23 protein-coding genes are annotated in these 26,636 nt (G+C 68.5%); 10 read left to right on the top strand and 13 right to left on the bottom strand.

The features are described from left to right. Positions 1-2: 2 nt before the first annotated feature. Both DMB37_RS24640 and DMB37_RS24635 read right to left on the bottom strand, forming a co-directional pair. Positions 3-1,145: an MBL fold metallo-hydrolase gene (locus DMB37_RS24640; RefSeq protein WP_135237807.1), complete on the bottom strand. Its 1,143-nt coding sequence runs from the start codon at positions 1,143-1,145 to the stop codon at positions 3-5. Continuing rightward, positions 1,145-1,873 (bottom strand): enoyl-CoA hydratase, encoded by a 729-nt coding sequence (locus DMB37_RS24635; protein ID WP_135234705.1) that lies wholly within the window; start codon positions 1,871-1,873, stop codon positions 1,145-1,147. The genes DMB37_RS24640 and DMB37_RS24635 overlap by 1 nt, the downstream gene beginning before the upstream one ends. 90 nt (positions 1,874-1,963) lie before the next feature. On the opposite strand from DMB37_RS24635, the gene DMB37_RS24630 reads away from it, so the two are divergent. After that, the gene (locus DMB37_RS24630; protein ID WP_135234704.1) at positions 1,964-3,067 is read left to right on the top strand and encodes an NAD(P)-binding domain-containing protein; all 1,104 of its coding nucleotides are present in this window, start codon (positions 1,964-1,966) and stop codon (positions 3,065-3,067) included. Positions 3,068-3,070: 3 nt separating this feature from the next. Here DMB37_RS24630 and DMB37_RS24625 read toward each other — a convergent pair whose 3' ends face one another. The 6 genes from DMB37_RS24625 to DMB37_RS24600 all read right to left on the bottom strand — a co-directional run bounded on the left by DMB37_RS24625 (position 3,071) and on the right by DMB37_RS24600 (position 10,600). Then, positions 3,071-3,928 (bottom strand): aldo/keto reductase, encoded by an 858-nt coding sequence (locus tag DMB37_RS24625; RefSeq protein WP_135234703.1) that lies wholly within the window; start codon positions 3,926-3,928, stop codon positions 3,071-3,073. 137 nt (positions 3,929-4,065) lie between these two features. Further along, entirely contained in the window at positions 4,066-5,592 is a 1,527-nt protein-coding gene (locus DMB37_RS24620; protein ID WP_135234702.1) for a carboxyl transferase domain-containing protein, read from the bottom strand. 87 nt (positions 5,593-5,679) lie between these two features. Further along, positions 5,680-6,282: an ATP/GTP-binding protein gene (locus tag DMB37_RS24615; protein WP_014981574.1), complete on the bottom strand. Its 603-nt coding sequence runs from the start codon at positions 6,280-6,282 to the stop codon at positions 5,680-5,682. After that, positions 6,263-6,637 (bottom strand): DUF742 domain-containing protein, encoded by a 375-nt coding sequence (locus tag DMB37_RS24610; protein ID WP_040731099.1) that lies wholly within the window; start codon positions 6,635-6,637, stop codon positions 6,263-6,265. Before DMB37_RS24610 ends, DMB37_RS24615 begins: the two co-directional genes overlap by 20 nt. Positions 6,638-6,644: 7 nt before the next feature. Next, complete coding sequence (locus tag DMB37_RS24605; RefSeq protein ID WP_011207200.1) at positions 6,645-7,058, bottom strand: roadblock/LC7 domain-containing protein; 414 nt, start codon at positions 7,056-7,058, stop codon at positions 6,645-6,647. Beyond that, entirely contained in the window at positions 7,055-10,600 is a 3,546-nt protein-coding gene (locus tag DMB37_RS24600; RefSeq protein WP_167768925.1) for a sensor histidine kinase, read from the bottom strand. The genes DMB37_RS24605 and DMB37_RS24600 overlap by 4 nt, the downstream gene beginning before the upstream one ends. A 316-nt stretch (positions 10,601-10,916) precedes the next feature. Between DMB37_RS24600 and DMB37_RS24595 the strand changes: the two genes are divergently transcribed. The 5 genes from DMB37_RS24595 to DMB37_RS24575 all read left to right on the top strand — a co-directional run bounded on the left by DMB37_RS24595 (position 10,917) and on the right by DMB37_RS24575 (position 17,006). Further along, entirely contained in the window at positions 10,917-12,968 is a 2,052-nt protein-coding gene (locus tag DMB37_RS24595; protein WP_240771642.1) for an AMP-binding protein, read from the top strand. 180 nt (positions 12,969-13,148) lie between these two features. Next, entirely contained in the window at positions 13,149-13,535 is a 387-nt protein-coding gene (locus DMB37_RS24590) for a hemophore-related protein (protein WP_107654059.1), read from the top strand. A gap of 161 nt (positions 13,536-13,696) precedes the next feature. After that, positions 13,697-14,407 (top strand): response regulator transcription factor, encoded by a 711-nt coding sequence (locus tag DMB37_RS24585; protein WP_107654058.1) that lies wholly within the window; start codon positions 13,697-13,699, stop codon positions 14,405-14,407. Then, positions 14,404-15,780 carry a sensor histidine kinase KdpD gene (locus DMB37_RS24580; RefSeq protein WP_135234701.1) on the top strand — a complete coding sequence of 459 codons (1,377 nt, stop codon included), beginning with the start codon at positions 14,404-14,406 and terminating at the stop codon, positions 15,778-15,780. The genes DMB37_RS24585 and DMB37_RS24580 overlap by 4 nt, the downstream gene beginning before the upstream one ends. A 56-nt stretch (positions 15,781-15,836) precedes the next feature. Then, positions 15,837-17,006 (top strand): hypothetical protein, encoded by a 1,170-nt coding sequence (locus DMB37_RS24575; RefSeq protein ID WP_135234700.1) that lies wholly within the window; start codon positions 15,837-15,839, stop codon positions 17,004-17,006. A gap of 57 nt (positions 17,007-17,063) precedes the next feature. Here the strand turns inward: DMB37_RS24575 and DMB37_RS24570 are convergent, their stop codons facing one another. From DMB37_RS24570 to pdxH, 4 genes are all read right to left on the bottom strand, one after another. Continuing rightward, positions 17,064-17,423: an FKBP-type peptidyl-prolyl cis-trans isomerase gene (locus DMB37_RS24570; protein ID WP_135234699.1), complete on the bottom strand. Its 360-nt coding sequence runs from the start codon at positions 17,421-17,423 to the stop codon at positions 17,064-17,066. Between the two features lie 42 nt (positions 17,424-17,465). Continuing rightward, a complete protein-coding gene (locus DMB37_RS24565) occupies positions 17,466-18,776 on the bottom strand; it encodes a citrate synthase (RefSeq protein ID WP_135234698.1) in 1,311 nt (436 codons plus the stop codon). Between the two features lie 187 nt (positions 18,777-18,963). Further along, entirely contained in the window at positions 18,964-20,247 is a 1,284-nt protein-coding gene (locus DMB37_RS24560) for an MFS transporter (RefSeq protein ID WP_135234697.1), read from the bottom strand. A gap of 70 nt (positions 20,248-20,317) precedes the next feature. Then, a complete protein-coding gene (pdxH, locus tag DMB37_RS24555; RefSeq protein WP_135234696.1) occupies positions 20,318-21,046 on the bottom strand; it encodes a pyridoxamine 5'-phosphate oxidase in 729 nt (242 codons plus the stop codon). 163 nt (positions 21,047-21,209) lie between these two features. Here pdxH and DMB37_RS24550 point away from each other — a divergent pair, with 163 nt between their 5' ends. Both DMB37_RS24550 and DMB37_RS24545 read left to right on the top strand, forming a co-directional pair. Continuing rightward, positions 21,210-22,358 carry a citrate synthase 2 gene (locus DMB37_RS24550; RefSeq protein WP_135234695.1) on the top strand — a complete coding sequence of 383 codons (1,149 nt, stop codon included), beginning with the start codon at positions 21,210-21,212 and terminating at the stop codon, positions 22,356-22,358. A 98-nt stretch (positions 22,359-22,456) separates the two neighbouring features. Further along, positions 22,457-23,329 (top strand): polysaccharide deacetylase family protein, encoded by an 873-nt coding sequence (locus DMB37_RS24545; protein ID WP_240771641.1) that lies wholly within the window; start codon positions 22,457-22,459, stop codon positions 23,327-23,329. A gap of 7 nt (positions 23,330-23,336) precedes the next feature. Here DMB37_RS24545 and DMB37_RS24540 read toward each other — a convergent pair whose 3' ends face one another. Then, the gene (locus tag DMB37_RS24540; RefSeq protein ID WP_135234694.1) at positions 23,337-24,014 is read right to left on the bottom strand and encodes a hypothetical protein; all 678 of its coding nucleotides are present in this window, start codon (positions 24,012-24,014) and stop codon (positions 23,337-23,339) included. Between the two features lie 168 nt (positions 24,015-24,182). Here DMB37_RS24540 and serC point away from each other — a divergent pair, with 168 nt between their 5' ends. After that, positions 24,183-25,307, top strand: a complete 1,125-nt coding sequence (serC, locus tag DMB37_RS24535) for a phosphoserine transaminase (protein ID WP_135234693.1) — start codon at positions 24,183-24,185, stop codon at positions 25,305-25,307. A 201-nt stretch (positions 25,308-25,508) separates the two neighbouring features. Continuing rightward, on the top strand, positions 25,509-26,579 hold the full coding sequence (gene sepH / locus DMB37_RS24530; RefSeq protein ID WP_135234692.1) for a septation protein SepH: 1,071 nt from the start codon (positions 25,509-25,511) through the stop codon (positions 26,577-26,579). Positions 26,580-26,636: the final 57 nt, after the last annotated feature.

Here is a 26,636-nt window from a genome sequence, read left to right as displayed (position 1 = left end):
TGTCAACCCACATCTTCCCACCATGAATCCCGTACTGGTACACCACCGGGGTCGACCCGCTGCCCGGGCATCGGAATCGCGATCGCGGTGCCCGCCGCCTCGGCCGCCGTCACCATCCGCCGTACCGGCTCGGACCACCCATGAAACGCCAGATTGAAGGTGGCCCAGTGGATCGGCACCAGCAGGCCATGGCCTGCGTCGCCCGCGCACAGATCGGCGTGCGCGCGCACCGCCTCCTCCGGATTCATGTGCACGTCGCGCCACCGCTCGTCGTAGGCGCCGATCGGCAGCAGCGTCAGATCGAACGGGCCAAGGGCCGCACCGGCTTCCGCGAACGCCTTGGTGTAGCCGGTGTCGCCGCCGAAGTACGCCCGCCTGGTCGGCCCGACGATCGACCAGGACGCCCACAGGGTGGTGTTGCGGATCAGCCCGCGACCGGAGAAGTGCCGCGCCTCGGTACAGGTGAGCACCAGATCGGAACCTTCGTCGGCCCGGCCCAGCGCGGACAGCGAAACCGAACCGCCCCAATCCAATTCGATGATCCGGTGCTCCGGCACACCCCAGTGCCGCAGGTGTGCGCCGATACCGATCGGCACCAGGAACGGCGCGGTTTGGCGCAGCACGAGCTCGCGGACGGTGTCCTTGTCCAGATGGTCGTAGTGGTCGTGCGAGATGAGCACCGCGTCGACGGCGGGCAGCTCCGCCAGCGGCGTCGGCACCGGATGCATCCGGGTCGGCCCGACCAGCGCGGACGGCGAAACCCGTTCGCTCCACACCGGATCGGTGAGCACCCGGTAGCCGTCGATCTCGATGAGCGCGGTGGCGTGGCCGTACCAGGTGACGGCCAGGTCGGCCGCCGACTCCGGCAGCTGCGGCGTCTGCAGCGGGATCACCCCGGTCGGACGGCCCACATTGCGCTTGGTGAACGCCGAAACCAACAGCGACGGCGCCGATCCCGCGGCCAGCTGACTACTCGGCTCGGTGTTGTGGAACTGGCGGTCGCGGTAGGTGGTCGCGCCCGCCGCGTACGGCTGGATGGCCGAGATCGAGGCGCCCATCGCGGACGGGATGCCCCACGCCGCCCGGACCACCCAGGTGAGGCCGAGCGCGCCCGCCGCGGCACCGGCGATGCTTCGAATGTTCATCATCGCCCCATGAATTTCGCGGCGCGCTTCTCTTGTCTGGCCAGCCTGCCCTCCTGCGCGTCGGCGCTGGACCACGCCGCCTCGAGCGCGTCGCGCTGCTGCGCGGTCTCCGGCTCGCGGGTGCCGTCGTCGTTGAGCACCAGCTTCATGTGCCGCAGCGACAGCGGGGCGAGCTCGGCGATCTGCTTGGCCCAGGCCTGTGCGTCGGCCAGTGTGCCGAGCCGGTTGGCGAAGCCGAAGGTGTAGGCGTCGGCCGCCGTCACCGACTCCGCGCCGATCAGAATTGTCCGGGCCGGGCCACCGCCGATCAGCGAGACCAGCCTGCGCATCGTCCACCGGTCGACCGAGATGCCCAGCTTGGCCGCGGGAATCGCGATGTAGGCGTCCGGCGCGATCACCCGCAGATCCGAGGCGATGGCCAGCTGCACGCCCGCGCCGAGCGCACCGCCGTTGATCGCCGAGATCACCGGCACCGGCACGGACTCGACGGTGTGCAGCATCTCCATCAGCCCGGCCAGGAACTCCTCGGAGTAGACACCGGACAGATCCGCGCCCGCACAGAAGATGGGGCCGCGGCCGGTTACCACGATCACCCGTGCGCCGTCCGCGACAGCGGCGATGACGGCTTCGCGCAGCAGCGTGATGAGCTCGAGGTTGAGCGCGTTGCGCCGCTCCTCCCGCTGAAGTTCGATGGTCACTACGTCACCGTCTCGGCTAACTCCGAGCATGCGACCTCCCCAACTGAGCGCTCCGTCTGGTTACATTCACTTTGCCACAGCCGACGGCGCAGACCGCTCAAGCGGATACGATCTCCGGCTGTGCCGACAGACTTCGAAATCCTGGTGATCGGCGCTGGTCAGGCCGGACTGTCGGCCGGGTATCACCTCCAGCGCCTCGGGCTACGCCCCGAACAGGACTTTCTCATCGTGGACCATGCACCCGGCCCCGGCGGGGCCTGGCAGTTCCGCTGGCCCTCGCTCACCCTGACCACCGTCAATCGGGTGCACGACCTCCCGGGCATGTCGTTCGCGGAAACATTGCCACCGGGCTCGGAATCGGCGCCCGCGGCGACCGCGGTGCCGCACTACTACGAGCTATACGAGAAGCGATTCGACCTGCGGGTGCGCAGGCAGGTGTCGGTCACCGTGGTCTGCGATCGGACCGAGGACGGTAGCCCCGCCGAGCACGGGCCGATCCTCAATGCCGAGACCGACGCGGCGGGCACGATCCGGGTGCGCGGCCTGATCAACGGGACCGGCACCTGGGAACACCCCTTCATCCCCCGCTATCGCGGCGCGGAGACCTTCGCCGGACGGCAGCTGCACACCCACGACTACCGCACCGCGGCGGAGTTCGCGGGCAAGCATGTGGTGGTGGTCGGCGGCGGTGTCTCGGCGGTGCAGTTGCTCGACGAGATCTCCCAGGTCACCGCCACCACCTGGGTGACGAGAACCGAACCGATCTTCCGCGACGACTCGTTCGGACCGGAGGACGGACGCGCGGCGGTGGCCAAGGTGGAAGACCGGGTGCGCCGGGGTTTGCCGCCCGGGTCGGTGGTCTCGGTGACCGGGCTGCGGCTCGACGATCGCCTGCGGGCCGCCAAGGCACGCGGCGCGCTGCACCGGCTGCCGATGTTCGACCACATCGAGCCGGACGGGGTGCGCTGGGCCGACGGTTCGTTCCAGCACGCGGAGGTGATCCTGTGGGCCACCGGATTCCGCAGCGCACTGGACCATTTGGCGCCGCTGCGCCTACGCGGGCCCGGCGGTGGCATCACCATGACCGGGCGACTCGCCACCCAGGTGGCCGCGGATCCGCGCATCCACCTGATCGGTTACGGACCGTCCGCGAGCACCATCGGCGCGAACCGCGCCGGGCGCGCGGCGGCCACGGAGCTCACCCGATATTTGAACGCGGGGTGACCCTCAGTCGTCCAGGCCCGCGTTGAACGTTTCCGGGTCGCCGCCGGTGCGGGAGCCGGTGTCCAGCGCGTTGATCGCGTCCATCTGGTCACGGGACAGTTCGAAGCTGAACACGTCGAAGTTCTCCGCGATCCGGGACGGGGTGACCGACTTCGGGATGACGATATTGCCGAGCTGCAGGTGCCAGCGGATGATCACCTGGGCCGGCGTGCGGCCGACCGCGGCGGCGACCGAGGTGATGGTCTGATCGTCGAGCAGGGTGCCCTGGCCGAGCGGGCTCCACGCCTCGGTGGCGATCGCGTGACCCGCGTGGAACTCGCGTAGCTCGCGCTGCGCGAGCCGCGGATGTAGCTCGATCTGGTTCACCGCGGGGATCTCACCGGTCTCGCCGATGACCCGCTCCAGGTGCGCGGGGTTGAAGTTGGAGACGCCGATCGACTTGACCCGGCCCTGGGTCTTGAGCGCCTGCAACGCGCGGAATGTGTCCACGTAGCGGTCGGCCCTGGGCACCGGCCAGTGGATCAGGTACAGGTCGAGGTAGTCCAGGCCCAGCCGCTGCATGCTGGCGTCGAACGCGCGCAGCGTCGAGTCGAAGCCCTGCTCGGAGTTCCAGACCTTGGTGGTGACGTAGATTTCGTCGCGCGGCAGCCCGAAATCGCGGATCGCGCGACCGGTCCCCTCTTCGTTGCCGTAGACCGCCGCGGTGTCGATACTGCGGTAGCCGACCTCCAGCGCGGTGGTGACAACCGAGGTCACATCCTCCTCGGGCACCTGGAACACACCGAAGCCGAGTTGCGGGATCACGTTCCCGTCGTTGAGGACGATCGAGGGGACGGCGGAGGTCTCGCTTCTGAAGGTCACCCTGCGACGGTAGAAGTGTGGCGGCGAGCCGTCAACGCTGCCCCTTGGCGTGTTGGCCCCCGGTTTACCGCTCGACCTGCACTTTCGTGCCGCCCGACAGTGATGGTGATGACTCGATGGCCGCTGCGGGCGCGGATCTAGCCGTCCGCCTGGTGGTCGACTGTGCCCGGCAAGCCGAGCCTGCGGTAACGCTGCTTGCGGAGCGCGCGTAGTTCGGCGGCGGGTTTGCTGCGCAGCCGGGCGAGCTCATCGGAGATAGCGGCGACCATGCGGCGGGCGAAGTCGACCGATTCGTCGGCGGCGTCGGGGAATTCGGGGACGATGCGGTCGACGACACCGTCGTCCAGCAGGTCGGCGGCGCGGATGCGCTGGGACTGCGCCAGTTCGGCGGCGTGCTCGGTGTCGCGGTAGACGATGGCGCTCGCGCCCTCCGGTGGCAGCGGGGCCAGCCAGGCGTGGGTGGCGGCCAGGACGCGGTCGGCGGGCAGCAGGGCCAGTGCGCCGCCGCCGGTGCCCTGACCGAGCAGCACCGAGATGGTCGGCGTGTTCAATGTCACCAAATCCGCGATGCAACGGGCAATTTCGGGGGCCAATCCGCGTTCCTCGGCCTCCTTCGACAGCGCGGCACCCACCGTGTCGATGACCAGAACGAGGGGCAGCCGCAACTCCTCAGCAAGCGCCATGCTGCGGCGCGCCTCGCGCAGTGCGGCGGGACCCATGGGGTATCCATCCTGCTGCCCGGAACGGTCGTGGCCGAACACCACGCACGGCTGGCCGCGCAAGCGCGCCAGCGCGTGCACCACGGTTCGGTCGGACTCACCCTGCCCGGTTCCGCTGAGCGGAACCCGTTGCGTCACATGACGTAGCAAGTCACGAATGCCCGGCCGGTCCCGGCGCCGGGAGATCTCCACGGATTCCCATGCCGAGACCGGCCCGGCGGCCGTCCGTCGGACAGGGATCGGATCTTGTTCACCCACAGTCGAATCCGGCACCGGGATACCACTGAAGACGCTGAGTGCGCGGTGCGCGATGCGGCGAAAAATGCGTACCGTGACGGCGCCGTCGATAACACCGCGGCGGTAGAGGTTTTCGGCGGTCTGCACGCCCTCGGGAAAGGGCTCGCCATACAGGGCCTGGTAGACGCGCGGGCCGAGGAAGCCGATCAACGCGCCGGGTTCGGCAAAAGTCATGTGCCCCAACGATCCCCACGACGCGAAGACGCCGCCCATGGTGGGGTTGCGCAGGTAGACCAGATAGGGATGGCCCGCGCTCTTGTGCGCGGCGACCGCACCGGCGATCTTCACCATCTGCACGAAGGCGACGGTGCCCTCCTGCATCCGGGTGCCGCCGGAGGTCGGCGAAGCGACCAGGGGCAGCCCGAGTTCGGTGGCGCGCTCGACCGCCGAGACGATCCGTTCCGCCGCGGCGACGCCGATCGAGCCCGCCAAAAAGCCGAACTCACAGGCGATTACGGCCACTCTGCGGCCGCGCAACAGTCCCTCGCCGGTGAGCACCGATTCATCGGTGCCCGCCGCGACCGCCGCCGTGCGTAACGTCTCGCGGTACCGCGGGGTCGCGGCCACCGTGATCGGTGACCGGTCCCAGCTGACATACGAGTCGGTGTCGAGCAGTTGCCCGAGCAGCTCGCGCGCCGAAATCTTCACCGAGGGAGCTTATCCACACGGCGAACCGGCGGGCGGGACGCTGACCGCTCCGAGCGACCGGCAAACAGTCGCTCCGTGCGCGAACGGTCAGTAGCCCTGCATCACCTTGCGCAGGGCGTACTCGGTGAGCGCGACCAAGGCCTGCTTGGCCGGCTCGCGACGCCGAGCGTCGATGGACAGGATCGGCACATCCGCGGGCACCGCGAGCGCCTGCCGGATGTCCTCGATCGGGTACCGCGGCGCGTCGTCGAATTCGTTGAGCGCCACCAGGAATGGTAGGCCGCGCGCTTCGAAGTAGTCGACAGCCGCGAAGCTGTCCTCCAGTCTGCGGGTGTCGACGAGCACCACGGCGCCGATGGCGCCGCGGATCAGGTCGTCCCACATGAACCAGAATCGGTACTGGCCCGGCGTACCGAAGAGGTACAGCACCAGATCGTCGGCGAGGCTGATCCGGCCGAAGTCCATCGCCACCGTGGTGGTCGACTTCATCGGAATGCCGGTCAAGTTGTCGATTCCGGTACTGGCATTGGTCACCAATGCCTCGGTGCGCAGCGGAACGATCTCCGAGACAGCACCGACCATCGTGGTCTTTCCGACACCGAAGCCACCCGCGACGACGATCTTCGCCGACGTCGGCTTGCTGGTGCGGGTGTCGACCTGCGCCGTCGAATCAAATACGCCGGAGTCCACTGAGAACCCTTTCGATCAGCTCGCGACGTTCATCGTCGCTGGAATCGTCTTTCAAAGTCGCCGAAACGCGTACATGCCCGGCCTCGATCAGGTCGGCGACCAGCACGCGTGCCACCCCGATGGGGATACCAAGTCGGGCTGCTACCTCGGCAACGGACGGCGATTCTCTGCACAACTCCACGATTGACGTCTCGATGTTGGTCAGTTCGAACTGCCGCTCCAGGGCGACCGGATGCGATGCGACGAGAGCCTCCAACGCCAACTCGACCGCGGGCCTCGTTCGGCCTGCGGTCAACGAGTATGGGCGGACGAGACTGGGCTCGGCGCTCCCCAAGCGGTGATCTTCTATGTCCATCCCACCATCAGGAACCCATCGTGACGCGTGGCGTGGCCTGAACTGTCTGGCCAACCCGCTCGACCAACAACGCCATCTCGTAACCGACCTGACCGATGTCGCACGACGTGTTGGTCAGCACGGCAAGGTACGAGCCGTCGCCGACCGCCATGAGTAGCAGGTAGCCGTGCTCCATCTCGACGACGGACTGCAGCACGGTGCCGCCCTCGAACAGGTTCGAGACACCGACCGAGAGGCTGGCCAGTCCGGCGGTGACGGCCGAGAGCTGCTCGGCACGGTCGACGGGCAGCTGAGCGCTCGCGGCCATGAGTAGGCCGTCAGCCGAGACCAGGACGGCATGGGCTACGCCAGGAACCTCGTTGGCGAAGTTCGAAACCAGCCAATCCAGCTGACGATTCGTACCACCTAGATCGGGGTTCATCGGTCTCCTTTATCTCCGGTTAAGTTCATTGCTCTCATTGCGCGGCCATCCCGGACGCCCTGCTGATGACGACTCAAGCTGGACCTGATCGTTTCTGGATCACGGCTCGGTGCCCGTTCCACCGCACCGTTGACGGCGCCCGGGACCAGCCTTCCGCCCGGATTGCGTTGCGGCAACCCAGCCGCCGTCCTCGTCTCGGATTGTGCCTCGCTGGCCCGGCGAGCCGCCTGCCAACCCTCGTCACCCGGTGACTCGAAGGACGCGGCCACTTGGGACCTGTCCATATTCGGGTCTGAGAGCCACGCCGACATCATTTCCGCGAAAATCGGTGTTCCGCCCATGACGGAGTCGCCGGTTTCGACCGCGGGCTGGAGCCTGGTCTGGAAGAACGACGCCGTCCTGGACGGGTTGGCCCGGTAGCTGTGCCTACCCGGGTCGGCGCCGGCTGCTTCGGTGTCCTTCGGCTGCTCGTCGCTGCCGGGCAGCGTACCGCGTCCCCGCTGCGAAAGACCAAGTCCCGGCGTGGAATCCCGCTGGGGCAGACCGTCACCCGGTTCCCGCTGCGGCAGATTCGGCGGCACCTGGCTGCCCGGCTGCCGCTGTGGCAACCCGGTCGGCGTCGCGTCCCGCTGCGGCAGGCTCGACGCCGCCGCGTGGCGCTGGGGCAGACCACCGGCGCTGGGATCCCGCTGGGGCAGACTCGAATCCCGCTGCGGCAAACCACTGGCACCCGGATCACGCTGCGGCAACCCACCGGACGCGGACTCCCGCTGCGGCAGACCGTTCTCGCCACGCTGACGCTGCGGCAGACCACCGGCACCCGGATCACGCTGGGGCAATCCACCCGCGGTCGGATCACGCTGCGGCAGACCACCTGCGCTGGGATCACGCTGCGGCAATCCACCCGCGGTCGGGTCGCGTTGCGGCAACCCACCGGACGCGGACTCCCGCTGCGGCAGACCGTTCTCGCCACGCTGACGCTGCGGCAGACCACCGGCACCCGGATCACGCTGCGGCAGACCACCCGCGCTCGGGTCACGCTGCGGCAATCCACCGGCGCTCGGATCTCGTTGCGGCACACCACCAGCGTTGGGATCCCGCTGCGGCATCCCGTTCTCGCCACGCTGACGCTGCGGCAGGCCGCTGGGTGGCTGGGCGAGGCCGCTGATGCTCGGCTGCGGCACGCCGTTGTTGCCCGGCTGCCGCTTCGGCAGTTCACCCGAGTTCGCGTCGCGCGGCGGCAGACCCGTCACGGTCGGCTCGGCCGGGGCACCCGGCTGCCGCGGCGGCGGACCGCCGGGAGCGAGGTTGCGCTTGGGTAGGTTCGCCGCGGCGAGCTTGCCGCGCTGCGGTCCGCTCGACTGCTGGCCCGGTGCGGGTCGCAGTGTCGGGCTCGCCTGCTGCGCGTTCGATTGCAGGCCGGACGCCATGGTGTTGCCCGGCTGCCGCTGCGGCAAGCCGCCACCGGCCGGAACGGGCCCGCTCGGATTCGCAGTGGGGTTGGTGATCGGAATCGGCCCGCTGACACCCGGATCGACGGTAACCATGACATTGCCGCCGGGGGTCCGGGTGATCGCCCGCATCTGCATCGAAGACGGGGCGGTCGGCCGCTGCCGCTCGGGGGCCTGCGGGGACGGGGTGACCGGCTGGGCCGTGATCGGCTTGCCCGCCACGATCAGATTGCCGGGCACGTGCACGGTCACCGTGACGCCGGGATCGCGCGCGGTGTCGAAGGTGGGGCGCAGCCGCACGGTGAGACCGTGCCGCTCGGCCAGCCTGCCGACCACGAACAGGCCCATGTGCCGGGCGGTGTCGGGGCCGGGCTCGGCGGTCTGTTCCAGCCGCCGGTTGATGTCGGCCATCTCACTGGGCGGCATACCGATGCCTCGGTCGGCCACCTCGATGAGCATGCCCTGGTCGTGCGCCTGCGCGAAGGTGAACTTCACGTCGGTCTCCGGCGGGGAGGCGCGCAGCGCGTTGTCCAGCAGCTCGGCGAACAGGTGCGCCATGTCGGAGGCGGCGGGCTCGACCAGCGAACCACGCGGTGTGGCACCCAGTTTCACCCGCTCGTAGTCCTCGACCTCGGAGATCGCGGCGCGCAGCACGTCGGCGATCTCGACCGGGGCGGACTTGGCGCGGCGCTGCCTGGTGCCTGCGAGGATCAGCAGGTTGTCACCGTTACGGCGCATGCGAGCGGCGAGATGGTCCAGCCGGAACAGGTTTTCCAGCAGACGCGGGTCCTTCTCGTCGTACTCCATCGCCTCGATCAGGCTGAGCTGATGGTCGACCAGGGACTTGGACCGCCGGGCCAGCGTCTCGAACATGTCGTTGACCTGAGAACGCATCTGCGCCTGGTCGCTCGCGAGGCGCAGGGCCTGGCCGTGGATGTCGTCGACGGCACGGGCCAGCTGGCCGATCTCCTCGGTGCTGCGCACCGGCATCGGTTCCAGCGGCACCTCTTCCGGCGAGGCGCCGTTACGGAGCTGGGCCACCTCGTGCGGCAGGTCGCTCTCGGCGACGCGCAGCGCGGCGAGGCGCAGCCGGTGCAGCGGCACGATCATCGAGCGCGCGACGAACACGGCGAGCAACAGCGCGGCGAGGATGGTCGCGACGACGACGCCGGTGTAGGTCCACGCATCCCGCTGGGCCCTGGACACCAGCGCGTTCATCGCGCTGTCGATGTCCTTGGTCGCCCGGGTTACCACGAGTTCGTAGACCGCGAGACTGTCGGTCAGCGACTTCTTCAGCTCGCCGACCGGAATTCGACCGGCCTGCGCCTCCGGGCTGTTCAGCAGCGTCACCCGAGTGTCGATGCCCGCACGGAGATCGGCGATCGAGGTGTCACCGTCGGAGAACCGGTGCGACAGCACGCCGAGCAGCGAGCGCTCGGTGTTGGCCGCGGTGAGGAAGCCCGGTGTGCCCGCCTTCGGGTCCTTCAATACGCCTGGGAACGCCGCGACTTCACCGACCAGCGTGGCTCGGGTGTTGAGCGAATCGACCAGGCGGAGCTTCGCCGTATCCACCGCGGTGTCGCTGACCTGGCCGACCGTCGTCTCGACGATCCGCACACTGTCGTTGCGTACCCGGTCGATCAGACCGATGGCATCCTCGCTCGACCCGGTGTTCACCGCTTTGCCTTGCTGGCGAACGGCTTTTGCCTGGTTGAGCATGCTGTCCAGCGACGCGCGGGCACCGGCGACACCACTGAGCTTGTCGGCTGCCTTCTCCGCGTTGGCGATCGCCTTGTCGAGATCGGCAAGGTTCTGATCCGTCACCACGGACACGTTCGGCGCGACGGCGATCATCTGCGAACCGACGGTCGTTGCCGTCTGCGCACTCAGCGCCGTGACCGCGGGGATGGCCCCCACGTTCTCGGCGACATCGGCGAGCCGACCCGAGTTGGTGAACTCCGATGAAATCCTGGACACGCCAAGGCCTACCGCGACCGCCAGCGGAACGGCCAGCACCGCCGTCACCTTCCAGCGCAGGTCCCAGTTGCCGAGCGCCCAGCGCCTTCTGCCGGACCTAGCGGCCTCACGCATCTCCCACTCACTTTCCAAACTGGCCCCAACCACGCGCCATCAGCGAACCTCCACACGCATACTGGCTCGACAGGCGGAGCTGGCCGAGAACTGCGGCTGGCCGAGAAATTGCGTCTACGACGGCCCAAATAAGTGACATCAGATTCTAACGGATCAATAACTTCTTGGGTGACTCCGAGTAAGCATGCGATCCTTGACCTGCCCGTTCCAGGCAAAACCAATGGTCACAACACCCACCCGGGCGTCGCGTGAAGTCTGCCACAATCAACCAGATCTATCGAGGCGGGCATCGAGGCGAGGCTAGGGAGTCACGGGTTTGAACGTGCGGCACGAGTACCGACCGGTCTATCAGACCAGCTTGGTCGACCCCGCCGAGTTCTGGGCCGGGGCGGCTGAAGCGATCGATTGGGAGGTACCGCCAACCCAGATCGTGGACCCGGCCGCTCGTCCGGTGGCCAGGTGGTTCACCGACGCTCGCCTCAACACCTCCTTCAACGCCCTCGACCGGCATGTGCACGGTGGCGCCGCGGCGGAGGGGGGCCTAGCGAATCAGCCCGCCTTAATATACGACTCCGCTATGACCGGCACCAGAGGCGTTTTCACCTACGCGGAGCTGCTGGAAAAGGTAGCCAGGTTCGCAGGCGCGATGAGCCGGCTCGGCGTCGTCGCGGGCGATCGCGTCGTCATCTACCTGCCGATGATCCCCGAAGCCGTCATCGCCATGCTGGCCTGCGCGCGGATCGGCGCGGTGCACTCGGTGGTGTTCGGCGGCTTCGCCGCGCCGGAGCTCGCCGCGCGCATCGACGACGCGAAGCCAGTGTTGATCATCACAGCATCCGGCGGCCTGGAACCGGGCAAACAGCTCGAATACCCCCCGATTGTGTTGCAGGCCTTGGATCTCGCCGAGACCACCGTGCCGCGCACCGTGATCGTCAAGCAGCGGCCGCAGTTCCCGACGATCCATTTCCCCGCGCCGCAGGCCGCGACCGAATCACTGCCGAGTTCGTCACAGACCATCGCGGCGCAATGGCTCGATTGGGACGACGCCGTCCGAGGAGCGCCACTGGCCGAGCCGGTCCCGGTCGCCGCAACCGATCCGCTCTACATCCTCTACACCTCGGGTACCACCGGGAAACCCAAAGGCGTGGTGCGGGACAACGGCGGACACGCGGTTGCCCTCGCCTGGTCCATGCGCAATATCTACGACGTAGGCCCCGGCCAGGTGATGTGGACGGCCTCCGACGTCGGCTGGGTCGTCGGGCACTCCTACATCGTCTACGCGCCGCTGCTGGTCGGCGCGACCACGCTGCTGTACGAAGGCAAACCGATCGGCACCCCTGATGCGGGCGCGTACTGGCGAGTGATCGCCGAACACAATGTTCGCGTGCTGTTCACGGCGCCGACCGCGCTGCGCGCCATCCGCAAGGCCGACCCGGACGCCGCGCTCGCGCACGGCCACGACCTCTCCTCGCTGCGCGCACTGTTCTGCGCGGGTGAGCGACTAGATCCGGCCACCTACGCCTGGGCCGACGAGATCCTGCTCGCCGATCGCACGGACTGCCCCGTCGTGGACCACTGGTGGCAGACCGAGACCGGCTGGCCGATCTGCGCGAATCCGCTCGGTCTGCAACAACTTCCGATCAAGGCGGGTTCGGCGTCGGTGCCGGTGCCCGGGTATCGCCTGCGAGTGCTCGACTCCGAGGGCAACCCGGTGCCGCCGAATACCGAGGGCAACATCGTGATCGGGCTGCCGCTGCCGCCCGGCACACTGACCGGGCTGTGGCACGACGACGAGCGCTACAAGCGTTCGTACCTGTCCGCCTACCCCGGCCACTACCTCACCGGCGACTCCGGGTACTTCGACGAGGACGGCTACCTCTACGTGCTCGGCCGCAGCGACGATGTGATCAATATGGCCGGGCACCGCTTGTCGGCGGGCAGCATCGAAGCGGCCATCGCCGGCCACGAGGCGGTCGCCGAGTGCGCGGTGATCGGGCTGCCCGACGAACTCAAGGGGCACCGGCCTCTGGCCTATGTGGTGCTCAAGTCGGGGGTCGAGGTCGACCCCGCGCAGTTGCGGGACGAGCTGATCGAGCGGGTGCGCAGCCAGATCGGCGCGATCGCCACACTGCACGACGCCGTCATCGTCACCGCGCTGCCGAAGACCAGGTCCGGCAAGATCCTGCGCAAGACGATCCGGCAGATCACCTCCGGCGATCCGTACGAGGTGCCGTCCACCATCGAGGATCCCGCGGTGCTCGAGGCGCTGGAGGAGCAGATCCATGCGGCACGCGATCTCCCGCCGCTGAGCGAATTCGGGCCGGATTCGGCGGCCACACCGGTGACCTCGGCGCCCGGCGGCGAGTAAGGCCAGCTCAGCCGGTACCCGTGTGCTGATGAGATCAGTTGTCCTGCTGGATATTCCGTGGTGGGTCCGGGCTCGGCAGCGTCGACTGCTCAGAGTTTCCTTAGGAAGCGTTCACACGCGTGCCAGTGCGGCGGCCTAGCGTCGAGGGCGCTAGTACCCCTCGATATTTGGAGTCACACCATGAAGCGTTCCGTTGGCCGTCCCGCTGTCGCCGCATTCGCCGCAGGCGGGCTGGCCACTGTCGCCATGTTCCTCAGCCCCGCCATCGCCTCCGCCGACCCGATGGAGCTCGCCGGTCCGCTGCTCACTTCCGACTGTTCGTTCGCCCAGGTCGACGCCGCCCTGCACGACAAGGCACCGCAGCTCGCCGCCATGCTCGACGCGAACCCGAAGCAGAAGGCCGAGCTGCAGCGCAAGTTCGATCAACCGGTCGAGCAGCGCCGCGCCGAACTCCAGCGGGCCATCGACCAGAACCCGGGCGCGGTCCAGGAAGCCCAGAACGACCCGCGCTACGCCCAACTGCGCGACACCATCCGCACGGTCGCCGATTCTTGCCACAACTACTGACGGGCGCCGTTTCCCGATGACGACAGGTCACCTGATCTCGTGAGGACATGGGTAACTCACCGGGTACCGGCTGACCTGCCCGCTATCTCACCGCCGGACGCCAACGCGACACTCGCGACACTCGCGACTGGCCTCGAGTCTCGGAGAGGCGGGGGAGCAGAATGAGTGATGTGACGCCCTCTACTCCGACCGTCCTCGTCGTCGATGACGACGAGGACGTGCTCGCCTCGGTCGAGCGGGGGCTGCGGCTGTCCGGGTTCCATGTGCTGGTCGCCAGGGACGGGGCGCAGGCGCTGCGCAGCGTGAACGAGCACGCGCCGGACGCGATCGTGCTCGATATGAACATGCCGGTGCTCGACGGTGCCGGGGTGGTCACTGCGTTGCGCGCAATGGGCAACGAGGTGCCGATCTGCGTGCTCAGTGCGCGCGCATCGGTGGACGACCGCATCTCCGGGCTGGAGTCCGGTGCCGACGATTACCTGGTCAAGCCGTTCGTGCTCGCCGAGTTGGTCGCCCGGATCCGGGCGCTGCTGCGCAGGCGGACCGACACCCAGTCCCCCGCGACGCCGGGCGCGATCACCGTCGGCCCGCTCGAAGTCGATGTCGCCGGGTATCGCGCGCTGCTGAACGGCGATGAAATCGAGCTCACCAAGCGGGAGTTCGAGCTGCTGTCCACGCTGGCGCGCAATGTCGGCGTGGTGCTCAGCCGGGAACGGTTGCTGGAACTGGTGTGGGGCTACGACTTCGCGGCCGACACCAATGTGGTGGACGTTTTCGTCGGCTACCTGCGGCGCAAGCTGGAGGTGGACGGCGCACCGCGGCTGCTGCACACGATCCGCGGCGTCGGGTTCGTGCTGCGGGCGCCCAAATGACGCAGGTCGCCGCGCCGAAATCCCGTCGGCGCCGGGCCTTTTCGCTGCGCACCAGGGTCGCGGGCGCGGCAGCGGCCGGTGCGATCGTGATCGTCTCGGTGATCAGCGTGATCAGTATTCACGCGATCGAGCGCAACAATGTGCAGCAATCCGATCAGCAGCTCGCGATCGCCGCGCGCATCGTGCTGATCGAACCGGTCATCGCGGTCCGGTTCGTCAGCTTGACGGGTCTGAACAACGACATGGCCGTCACGGTCCGCGACAACGGCACGGTTACCGCGAGCACGCCGACCCAATTGCCCGATCTGGCACCGGGTTCGCGCACCGTCCCGGTCGGTGGCACGCCCTATCGCATCCTGTCGACGACCGAGAACCAGCCTGCGGGACGGGTGGTTTCGATCGGCATCCCCGCCGCCTCGGCGGCCGCGGCCACCGCGGACCAGCAGCGCTGGGTACTCGGCGGCGCGTTGATCGCCATCGCCGCCGCAGCGGCGCTCGGCTGGCTGCTGGCCGGACGCGCGGTGCGCCCGATCGTGCGGCTCACCCGCCAGGTCGGCGCGCGCAGCGGCCTGCCCGATCCGCATAACCCGCAGACACCGGTCGACGGGTCGGGCGTACGGGAGGCGGAAAAGCTGGCGGACGCGGTGAATACGATGCTGCAACGGGTGGACCAGGCACAGTCCGCGACCGCGGCGGCCTTGGAGACCGCGCGCGATTTCGCCGCCGTCTCCGCGCACGAGTTGCGCACGCCGCTCACCGCCATGCGCACCGACCTCGAGGTATTGCGCACCCTGGACCTAGACGAGGCACAGCGCACCGAGATCCTCGCCGACCTGCAACGCAGTCAGGGCAGGGTGGAGACCACGCTGGCCGCGCTGGAGCGCCTCGCCACCGGCGATCTCACCAACGAACGCGACCACGTCGCCACCGATGTCGGCGACCTGTGTGATCAGGCCGCGCACGACGCCATGCGGCACTTCCCCGGTTTGAAGGTCCGCATCGACAGCGATACCGAGCTGGTCACCCGTGGGCTGCCCGCGGGTCTGCGGCTCGCGGTGGACAACGCGCTGGCCAACTCGGTCAAGCACGGGCGGGCCACCGAGGCGCTGGTGTCCGCGCACCGGGCGCCGAACGGGCACATCGTGATCAGTATCGATGACAACGGTCGCGGCATCCCGGTGCACGAGCGGCAGGCCGTGTTCGATCGGTTCTTCCGCGGTAGTCAGGCGAGTAAGGGCGGCTCCGGACTGGGCCTGGCCCTGGTCGCCCAGCAAGCCCAATTGCACGGTGGGCGCGCCTATTTCGATGACGGAACACTAGGCGGCATCCGCCTCGTGCTCGATCTGCCCGATCCGACCGCCGTGGGTCCTTAGCGAACTCTCATAGAAACGCCAGCGGTTGGGTCATGGGGCGGCTCTATCGTCTGGCTGTGATCGGAAAACGTGCCCGCTGGGCTCTTCTCGCCGTTGCTCTCGTCAGTGCTGGCGCGCTCGGTGCCGGCCTCACCGCGTGCAGCCGATCCGACGACCGCCCCACCGGTATCGCGCTGGTGAACGCCGATTCCGGGCCGACGGGCGCGCGGGTCGTCAAGGCGCTGACGGAAGCGGGTGGGTACGAATGGACCGCCGCAAAGCCAGGTGAGGCGAGCACCGACGACTACGCCGCGGTGATCACCCTGCCCGCCGACCTCACCGAATCCATGGGCACCCTGGCCGGTACCCAGCCGCGCCGGGCCAAGGTCACCGTCGCCACCCACCAGGGTGCCGACACCGACCTGGTGAACGGCGCGGTGTCCGAGGTGACGCACCGGGTCGGTGCGGCGGGAGTCGACGCCGCGCTCGCGGCCGTCGGGCAGGCCCGCAGTCAGATGTCGCAGGTGCAGTTCACTGCACAGTTGCTCAAAGCCGGGGTGAACACGGCTGCTTCGGGCACCGAGCAGTTCAGCGCAGGCGCCGACCAGCTGCTCGGCTTCCTGAGTTTCGCCAAAGCGGGCTCCGCACAGCTGACTTCGGCCATCGCACTGCTGAACTCGACCGTCGACGGCGCCGCCAAGCAGGCGAACGAGCTTGCCTCCGCGCTGGATTCGACCGGCATCACGATCGCTCAGGTCGAGCAGACAGCCGACACCGTGAACTCCGGCTTGGACCAAATCCTCCCGCTGCTGCGCGCCCTGCCCTTCGCCGATGATCCGGCGCTGGCCGACATCATCAAGAAACTCGAAGCGCTCCAGGGCATTTCGGGTCAAGCCGGCGCCCAGCTCACCGGCCTCGGCTCGCTGGTCGGCGGTGCGGTCGACCCGAACACCGACCTCGGCACGCTGCTTCGCACCGTGGTCGACCGATTGACCAGTGCCAGTGCGCAATTGAACGAGGGAGCGAAGCTGGCCGAGGGCCTGCCCAAGCTCGCCGACGAGGGCGGCGCCCAATTGGTCAGCGCCATCAGTCAACTCACCGGCGGCGTCACCCAACTGCAGACCATCGTCAACAACCTGAGCACCCAGACCGACAAAGCCGTAGACGCACTCCCCCAGCGCAGCTCGGCCCAGCAGTCCGCACTCGCCCTGGCCCTCACCGATCCGGTCGAGATCGTCCGCGAATAGCGCGACCGCGGCCCGTGCTCCACTCAGTGGAACACGGGCCGCGGTACGCGTCTCGGTTTAGTTGGCGTCCAGCAGGTCGATGACGAAGACCAGCGTCTTGCCTGCCAGCGGGTGTCCCGCACCGGCCGGGCCGTAGGCCAGCTCCGGCGGGATGGTGAGCTGGCGGCGGCCGCCGACCTTCATGCCGGGGATGCCGTCCTGCCAGCCCTGGATCAGGCCGCGCAGCGGGAAGTTGATGGATTCGCCGCGGTTCCAGGAGGAGTCGAATTCTTCGCCGGTGTCGAACTCAACGCCGACGTAGTGCACCTCGACGTTGCCGCCGGGCACGGCTTCTTTGCCTTCGCCCTCGATGATGTCCTTGATCACCAGCTCGGCGGGCGCGGGCCCACCCTGGAACTCGATCTCCGGCTTGGTCATTCGGCATATCCCCTTCGGTGGGTGATGGTGGTGATGGTGGAACTAACGGTTGGTGATCTCGCGGTAGTCGCGGGCGCCGTAGCCGGTGTAGATCTGCCGCGGGCGGCCGATCTTCAGTGGCTCGCTGTGCATTTCGCGCCAGTGCGCGATCCAGCCCGGCAGTCGGCCCATCGCGAACAGCACGGTGAACATGCGGGTGGGGAAGCCCATGGCCTTGTAGATGACGCCGGTGTAGAAGTCGACGTTCGGGTACAGGCGCCGCTCGACGAAGTAGTCGTCGGTGAGCGCGGCCTCTTCCAGCGCCTGGGCGATCTCGAACAGCTCGTCGTTGCCGAGCTTGTTGAGGATCGCGTCGGCGTGCTTCTTGGCGATGGCGGCGCGCGGGTCGTAATTGCGGTAGACGCGGTGCCCGAAGCCCATGAGCTTCACGCCGTCTTCCTTGTTCTTGACCTTACGGATGAATTCCTTGACGTCGCCGCCGTCGGACTTGATGCCGTCGAGCATCTCCAGCACCGCCTGGTTGGCGCCGCCGTGCAGCGGGCCCCAGAGGGCGTTGATGCCGCCGGACACCGAGGTGAACAGGTTGGCGTCGGAGGAGCCGACGAGCCGGACCGTCGAGGTGGAGCAGTTCTGCTCGTGGTCGGCGTGCAGGATGAGCAGCATGTCCAGCGCCGCGGCGACCTCGGGGTCGACCTCGTACGGCTCGGCCGGGAAGCCGAAGGTCATCCGCAGGAAGTTCTCCACCAGGCTCAGCGAGTTGTCCGGGTAGAGGAACGGCTGGCCGACCGACTTCTTGTAGGAGTAGGCCGCGATGGTGGGCAGCTTGGCCAGCAGCCGGATGGTGGACAGCTCGACCTGTTCGGGGTCGCGCGGGTCCAGCGAGTCCTGGTAGTAGGCCGACAGCGCGTTCACCGCGGAGGAGAGCACCGGCATGGGGTGCGCGTTGCGCGGGAAGCCGTCGAAGAAGCGCTTGAGATCCTCGTGCAGCAGCGTGTGCCTGCGGATCCGGTCGGTGAAGTCTTCCAGCTGGGCCTGCGAGGGGAGCTCGCCGTAGATCAGCAGGTAGCTGACCTCGATGAAGGTGGAAGAACCCGCGAGCTGGTCGATCGGGTACCCGCGGTAGCGCAGGATGCCTGCCTCACCGTCGATGTAGGTGATCGCCGACTTCGTCGGGGCGGTGTTCATGAAGCCCGGGTCGTAGGTGACGTAACCCGTGCTGGCCAGCAGCTTTCCCAGCTCGATTCCGTCGTTACCTTCGGCGGCCTTGGCGACCGTCATCGGGAACTCCCCGCCGGGGTAGGTAAGCACCGGCTTGGCGTCTTCGTCGACGTTGATGATGTTCTCAGCGGGCACGGAAGGATCCCTCTCAGGCTAGAACCGTAGGCATCGTCGCGGTCGGCGCACGATGCACTTGTCTCAACGCTAGACGTTCACCGACGCGGACAACCAGGAGGGTAGTCCTGTGCGACCTCACAAACATCTCGTGGCGGTGTGAGGTCCGAAGTACGCGCCGAACAGCGATTGCTGGATATTCGCAGGCTCATGGTGCCACTATTTCCGCATGTGCGCGCCCTACCCGGTATCGCACGAATGCCGGGAATGCGATAGCGGCGATCACCACGCCGATCACCACGAGAACACCGCCACCGGCCGCCGCGACGGCGGTACCCAGACTCGCCGCCGCAAAACCGTGGGCAACATCACCGATTCGCGGCCCACCTGCGACGACCACGATGAACACGCCCTGCAATCGTCCGCGCATCTCGTCGGTCGCGACCTGCTGCAGCATGGTGACCCGCAGCGCGGCCGAGACCATGTCCACCGCGCCGCCGAAGGCCGAGCAGAGCAGCGCGAGCGACAGCCCGAGGCCTACGCCGAGTCCGTGCCCGGTGAAGCCGACGGCCGCGCCGAAGCCGACCATGGCCAGGCCCCACAGCACGATGCAGACGAGTACGGCCAGGCCTTGGCGTTGAATGCGCGGTATCCAGCCGGAGAACACCCCGCCCAGCACCGCGCCCACCGACATGGACGCGAACAGCAGCCCGAGCGCGACCCCGCCGGTGGTCGGATCGCCGAAGGTCTCGTGCGCGATCTGCGGGAACAGCGCGCGCGGCATGCCGAACACCATGGCGATCACGTCCACCGCGAACGAGGCGAGCAAGATCCGCTGCGTGGCCAGGTAGCCGAAGCCGTCCAGCACCGTGCGGAATCCGGCCTTGCGCGCGGTTCCGGTCGGCGGCAGCGCGGGCAACTTCCACACCGCCCAGATCGTGGCGAGCAGGGCGATGGAGTCGATCAAGTACAGGGTGGACAGTCCGATCACCGGGATCAGCGCGCCCGCCAGCACTGGTCCGGCGATGGCGCCGAACTGCATCACCGTCATGCTGAGCGAATTCGCCGCGGCCAGTTGGTCTTCCGGCAGCAGGCGCGGGATGGCCGCGCTGCGCGTCGGCTGGTTCACCGCGTAGAACGCCTGCTGCACCGCGAACAGGCCGAGCACGACCCAGACGTTGTCGATGCCCGACGCGGCCTGCGCCCAGAACGCCACCGCGGTGAGCCCGGTGCCCGCGTTGGTGATGAGCATCAGCTTGCGCCGGTCCATCACATCCGCGAGCGCGCCGCCCCACAGCCCGAACACGATCAACGGCACCAGGCCGAACAGCCCGGCCAGGCCGACATACCCTGAGCTGCCGGTGATCTGGAAGATCTGCTGCGGCACCGCGACGATGGACAGCTGCGCGCCGATCATGGTGACGATGCCCGTGGTCCACAGACGCCGGAAGTCGGGATGTCGCAGCGGAGCGGTATCGGCCAGCAATCTCACCGGCGGGAGCGTAGCGAGTCGAACCCGACCGGCTCGATACGAGATTTCTCACCGGCCGGTCGGGAATAGTTCAGGGTTGTAGTCGCTCCACTTTCATGGCGCCGTTCTCGATGAGCACCCGAATCCGGTTGTGCAGCCTGCCCCGTCGGCCCTGCCAGAACTCCACCTCGTCCGGGCGCAGCAGAAAGCCGCCCCAGTGCGGCGGCACCGGAATCTCGTCGACATTCTCGAAGCGCGCGATCGTCTCGGCCATAGTGCGGTCCAACTCGGCCCGCGACCCGATCGGCTTCGACTGGCGCGAGGCCCACGCGCCCAGCTGCGAGTCGCGCGGCCGGGAGCGCCAGTAGACCTCGGTCGTCTCGGCGGGCACCCGCTCGATCGCGCCGCGCACATGCACCTGCCTGCCGAGTGCGGGCCAGACGAAGGTGGCGGCGGCGAACGGGACGGCCGCGAGCTGGCTGCCCTTGGCCGAGTCGTAGTTCGTGTAAAAAGTCACACCCTCGGGGGAGAGCCCTTTACACAGGACGGTTCTGGCGACCGGTCGCGGCGTGCCGTCGGCCAGCGAAACGGTGGCCAGCACCATGGCGTTCGGCTCCGCGACGCCGACCGCGGTCGCTTGCTCGATCCAGTGGCGCAGCAACGGCTCCCAGCCGCCGGCCAGCCATGTTTCGTCCAGATCGACGTCTTCGCCGCTGCCGAACGGGGGGCCACCGTACTCGGCGCGCATGCCCGCTAAATCGGTGCTCGGCAGGGTATCGGCCGTCTCCTGGCCGCCAGGTGAATTGTCCAGGTCACGCATGGGCCAGACGTTACTCCGGGGTAGCAAGGATCTAAGGTGTTGTTGATCGGCATGTGCTCGGCGAGCCTCGTTATATCCCGCATCGCCGAGGATCAGGCCTGTTCTAGCGAGCTGCGAGCAGTCGCTACGGAGCGCGTCCCGAAGTGCAAGGAGAAGTCCCGACATGACTACCAGCCCCGCGGTCCCCACCGGGCAGACCGCCGTACCCAGCGATTTCGTCAGCGGCCTCGAGGGTGTGGTGGCGTTCACCACCGACATCGCCGAGCCCGACAAGGACGGCGGCGCGCTGCGCTACCGCGGCGTCGACATCGAGAACCTGGTCGAGGGGCAGGTGACCTTCGGCGACGTGTGGGCCCTGCTGGTGGACGGCGAGTTCGGTCGCGGCCTGCCGCCCGCCGAACCCTTCCCGCTGCCGGTGCACACCGGTGACGTGCGCGTCGACGTGCAGGCCGGCCTGGCCATGCTCGCCCCGATCTGGGGCTACCAGCCGCTGCTGGACATCGATGACGAAACCGCGCGCGACAACCTGGCCCGCGCCTCGGTGATGGCGCTGTCCTACGTCGCGCAGTCCGCGCGCGGCATCTACCAGCCCGCGGTCCCGCAGAAGAAGATCGACGAGTGCAACACGGTCACCGAGCGGTTCATGACCCGCTGGAAGGGTGACCCGGACCCCAAGCACACCGAGGCGATCGACGCCTACTGGGTGTCGGCCGCCGAGCACGGCATGAACGCCTCCACCTTTACCGCACGCGTGATCGCCTCCACCGGCGCCGATGTCGCGGCCTCGCTGTCCGGCGCGATCGGCGCCATGTCGGGCCCACTGCACGGTGGCGCGCCCGCGCGCGTGCTGCCGATGATCGAAGAGGTCGAGAAGACCGGCGACGCACGGGCACTGGTCAAGGGCATCCTGGACCGCAAGGAAAAGCTGATGGGCTTCGGGCACCGGGTGTACCGGGCCGAGGACCCGCGCGCCCGCGTGCTGCGCGCCACCGCCAAGCGGCTCGCCGCGCCGCGCTACGAGGTGGCCGCCGCGCTGGAGCAGGCCGCGCTGGCCGAGCTGCGCGAGCGTCGCCCGGACCGGGCGATCGAGACCAACGTGGAGTTCTGGGCCGCGGTGATCCTCGACTTCGCCGAGGTGCCCGCGCACATGATGCCCGCCATGTTCACCTGTGGCCGGACCGCGGGCTGGTGTGCGCACATCCTCGAGCAGAAGCAGCTCGGCAAGCTGGTGCGCCCGGCGGCCATCTACACCGGACCGGCGCCGCGGCAGCCTGCCGACGTCGCGGGCTGGGCGAGCATCCAGCACGCCTAGCAATAGCCAGAGTGCATCACCGCGAGCCGAATGTCCTGCACCAACAGGACATTCGGCTCGCGTAGCATCCGGGTCCGGACGGATGGAGGAGGGCCGGGGTGCAGGAACGAGGAATGTCGCGGCGGATGTTCGGCGTCGCCGCCGCGCTGGCCGCCGGGTTCGCCGCCACTGGATGCGGGACCGCCCACAGCGATACCGCGGCCGCAGCACCGAGTTCGACCCGCGCCCGGACCTCGATCGGCGACGCCGCAGTGGCGTCCAAGACCGCGCCGCCACCGGACAACTCACCCGCCGCGGTGGCCGCCAGGCACGCCGCCGACCAGCCGCAACGGTGGGGCGTGCAAATGCAGGGCATCACAAGCACTTTCGCGGCCACCGGCAAGCAGCTGGCCCTGACCTTCGACGCGTGCGGCGGGCCTGGCAACAACGACATCGACGACTCGCTCATCAACTTCCTTGTCACCCAGCAGATTCCGGCCACGCTGTTCCTGAACAAACGCTGGATCGACGCGAACCCGGTGCGGGCCGGTCAGCTGGCGGTGAACCCGCTGTTCGAGCTGGCCAATCACGGTGTCGCGCACAAGCCGCTCTCGGTGAACGGCCGCGCCGCCTACGGCATCGCGGGCACCGGCTCGGCGCAGGAGGCGGCCGACGAGGTCTGGGCCAACCACGAGCGGCTGACCGGACTGGTCGGCAAGCCGCCCCGCTTCTTCCGCGCGGGCACCGCGCACTACGACGATGTCGCGGTCGCCATCGTGCACGAATTGGGCGAAACCCCGGTCGGTTTCAGCATCAACGCCGACTACGGCGCGACCGCGAGCGCCGCCAAGGTCCGCTCCGCGATGAATGCCGCTGCGCCGGGGGCGATTTCGCTCGCCCACATGCACCGACCGCAGTCCGGCACCGGCGCGGGCATGATCGCCGTCCTGCCCACCCTGCGCGAGCTGGGTTTCACCTTCGTCCACCTGTGAGGCCGGGTCAGTCCTCGCCGAGGGAGGCGGCCCAGTCGACGGCCACCGATTCGCCGTGGTCGACGGTGAAGAAGGCGACCTCCAGGTGCTGACCCAGATCGACCAGCCCGATCGCGGGCAGCGGAACCGGTTGGACGAGCCGGACCAGCCAGGGGGTCGGCTCGTCCCAGGCGCGCAGCTCCAGGTCGAGGCGCAGCACCGGATCATCGCGACCGACGTAGTCCGCGGCGACCGGGGCCGCGGCCAGCACCGTCGCGTCGGCGCGGCGGCCGTCGGCGAGAATCTTCGCGACGCTGACCCGGCCGGTCTCCGCGAACTCCGGCACGTACAGCACCAACCGTTCCCGGTCGCCCGGGTCGACCCGGCAGCACACGACATCGCCCGGCTGCATCCACTCCAGGTTCGCCGCGGACACCCGCTGCCGCACCCTGGCCTCGTACGGCGCCACCCCGTCGACCTCGACCCGCACCCAGAACACCTGGCACGGCGACGAGCCGTCCGCGTCGTGCTCGCCCGCGACCGCTTTGTTGCTCGGCCGCACGCCGAGAATTGTTGCCGAACCGAGGGTGCCGTGTAGCAGCAACTCACGGCGCGCGCTGTCGGACATCGCGCCGATGCGCAGCCCGAAGGTCCGTGGTCGTCGACCGAGCAATCGCCACCCCGAGTTAGCCGGCGCCATGTTCATGGGCGCAAAGGTTAGCTGGAGTGTGGTGCGCGACACAGTAATACCACCGCAACCGGAGTGGACCGTGACAATTCCGGCAGCGGGTGCCCGCGCGAGCGCCGGTGGCGGAGGGCACAGCTGCCGACCCGCACGAACCGAGCTGGTCCGACACGCTTTACCCTGTTCGGCATGACCACTGCGTTCCCGACGATTCCCGACGACCTCAAGCCCGCCGACGGACGGTTCGGCTGTGGCCCCTCCAAGGTGCGACCGGAGCAGTTGCAGTCTCTGGTGACGGTCGGCGCCTCGGTGTTCGGAACAAGTCACCGGCAGAAGCCGGTGAAAGATGTGGTCGCGCGGGTGCGCTCGGGCCTACGCGAACTGTTCGCCCTGCCCGACGGTTACGAGGTGGTGCTCGGTAACGGTGGCACGACGGCGTTCTGGGATGCCGCGGCCTTCGGCCTGATCCGCGAGCGTTCGCTGCACCTGACCAACGGTGAGTTCAGCTCCAAGTTCGCCGCCGTGGCCAAGGGCAACCCGTTCATCGGCGACCCGATCGTCATCTCGGCGGAGCCGGGCAGCGCGCCGGAGCCGGTGTCGGACCCCTCGGCCGACCTGATCGGCTGGGCACACAACGAAACCTCCACCGGTGTCGCCATTCCGGTGCAGCGCCCGGCGGGCTCGGAGAACGCGCTGATCGCCATCGACGCCACCTCGGGCGCGGGTGGTCTGCCGGTCAACATCGCCGACGCCGACGTCTACTACTTCGCGCCGCAGAAGTGCTTCGCCGCCGACGGTGGCCTGTGGGTCGCGCTGATGAGCCCGGCCGCGCTGGCCAGGGTCGACGAGATCAAGGCGAGCGGCCGGTGGACCCCGGAGTTCCTGTCGCTGCCGATCGCGATCGACAACAGCACCAAGGAGCAGACCTATAACACCCCGGCCCTGGCCACCCTGCTGCTGTTCGCCGACCAGATCGAGTGGCTCAACGGCAACGGCGGCCTGGACTGGGCGGTCAAGCGGACGCTGGATTCGTCGTCGCGCCTGTACAACTGGGCCGAGTCGAGCGAGTACGCCACGCCGTACGTCACCGATCCTGCGCACCGCTCGCAGGTGGTCGGCACCATCGACTTCGCCGACTCGGTCGACGCGGCCGCGGTGGCGAAGGTGCTGCGTGCCAATGGAATCGTGGACACCGAGCCGTACCGCAAGCTGGGCCGCAACCAGCTGCGCGTGGGCATGTTCCCGGCCATCGACCCGGAAGACATCAGCCAGTTGACCCGTAGCATCGACTGGGTCGTGCAGAATCTGGGCTGACAACAGCCGAATCCGAGCGCGACACGCCACAATCGACACGCCGCTTCCGGTGGTGCGCTAAGTCGAACAGAGCAGATTAGCGGGGTGCGGGAGTCTGCACAGAGATTTCCGCCCCGCGTGTCTCGCCCCACGGATCCCAGAAGTGCACTACTGTTTCGGAAAGTGGGCGGTGTCGCGAGTCGACGCGGTAAGGAGGTAACGGTGCGTGAACTTCGAGTGATCGGGGTGACGCCCGACTCCACGCACATCGTGTGTATCGACACCGAGTCCGGAGCGAAGTACCGGCTTCCCGCCGACGACAAGCTACGAGCCGCAGCACGCGGAGACCTTGCCCGATTCGGCCAGATAGAGATCGAAATGGAAGCAACTATGCGTCCTCGCGATATCCAGGCTCGAATCCGGGCCGGTGCCTCCGTCGACCAGGTCACCGAAGAATCCGGCATGCCGGCCAGCCGCGTCGAGCGGTTCGCCTACCCGGTGTTGCTGGAGCGTGCCCGCGCTGCCGAACTCGCGCAGAAGGCGCATCCCGTCCGCCCCGACGGCCCCGCCGTGGAAACCCTCATCGATGTCGTCACCGCCGCCTTCACCGAGCGCGGGCACAACATCGAAGGCGCCGAATGGGACGCCTGGAAAGACGAAAAAGGTTTCTGGGTCGCCCAATTGCAGTGGCAGAACGGGCGTTCCGAAATCGCCGCGCACTGGCGCTACCAGCCCGACGCGCACGGCGGCTCGGTCTCCCCGCTCGACGACCCCGCCTCGGACCTGATCGATCCCGACTTCGGCCGAGCGCTACGCGGTCTCGCGACGATCCTGCCCGCCGAGCCCGAGGTGGCCGCGCCCGCACCGCAGCCCGAGCCGGTGGTCGAGCCACGCCCCACCCCGGCGGCGCCGCCCGCGCGCCCCGCGGCCCGGCAGAGCCAGCCCACCCTGGACGAGTACTACGAGCAGCGTGCCGTCGCGGCCGGTGGCACCAGCACCCCCGCCATCACCGCGGGCGCGACCGCAACCCCCACTGCGGCAACTACGACGACGCCCGCTGCGGCGAGCCCGGCACCCGCGCCCACCGCGCCGGCACCGACTCCGCCTGCCGAGCCCCCCGCGGAAACCGCCCCGCCCGCGCCCGCCGCGTCGACGAAGCCCGCCGCCGAGGAACCGGCCAAGCCCGCCGCCAACGGCAAGACGGCAGCCAAGCCCGCACGCACCAAGCGCGGCAAGGCACCCATGCCGTCCTGGGAGGACGTCCTGCTCGGAGTGCGCAGCTCGGGCCACTGAGCGAGACCCCCAAAGCTGAACGACAAGAAGGCACGCCACCACGGTGGCGTGCCTTCG

Origin of the sequence: Nocardia sp. CS682 (assembly GCF_004634405.1) — a bacterium.
In the GTDB taxonomy this organism is placed as follows: domain Bacteria; phylum Actinomycetota; class Actinomycetes; order Mycobacteriales; family Mycobacteriaceae; genus Nocardia; species Nocardia ninae.
The sequence above is the reverse complement of the archived record's forward strand: the minus strand, read 5'-3'. Positions and strand labels throughout refer to the sequence as shown.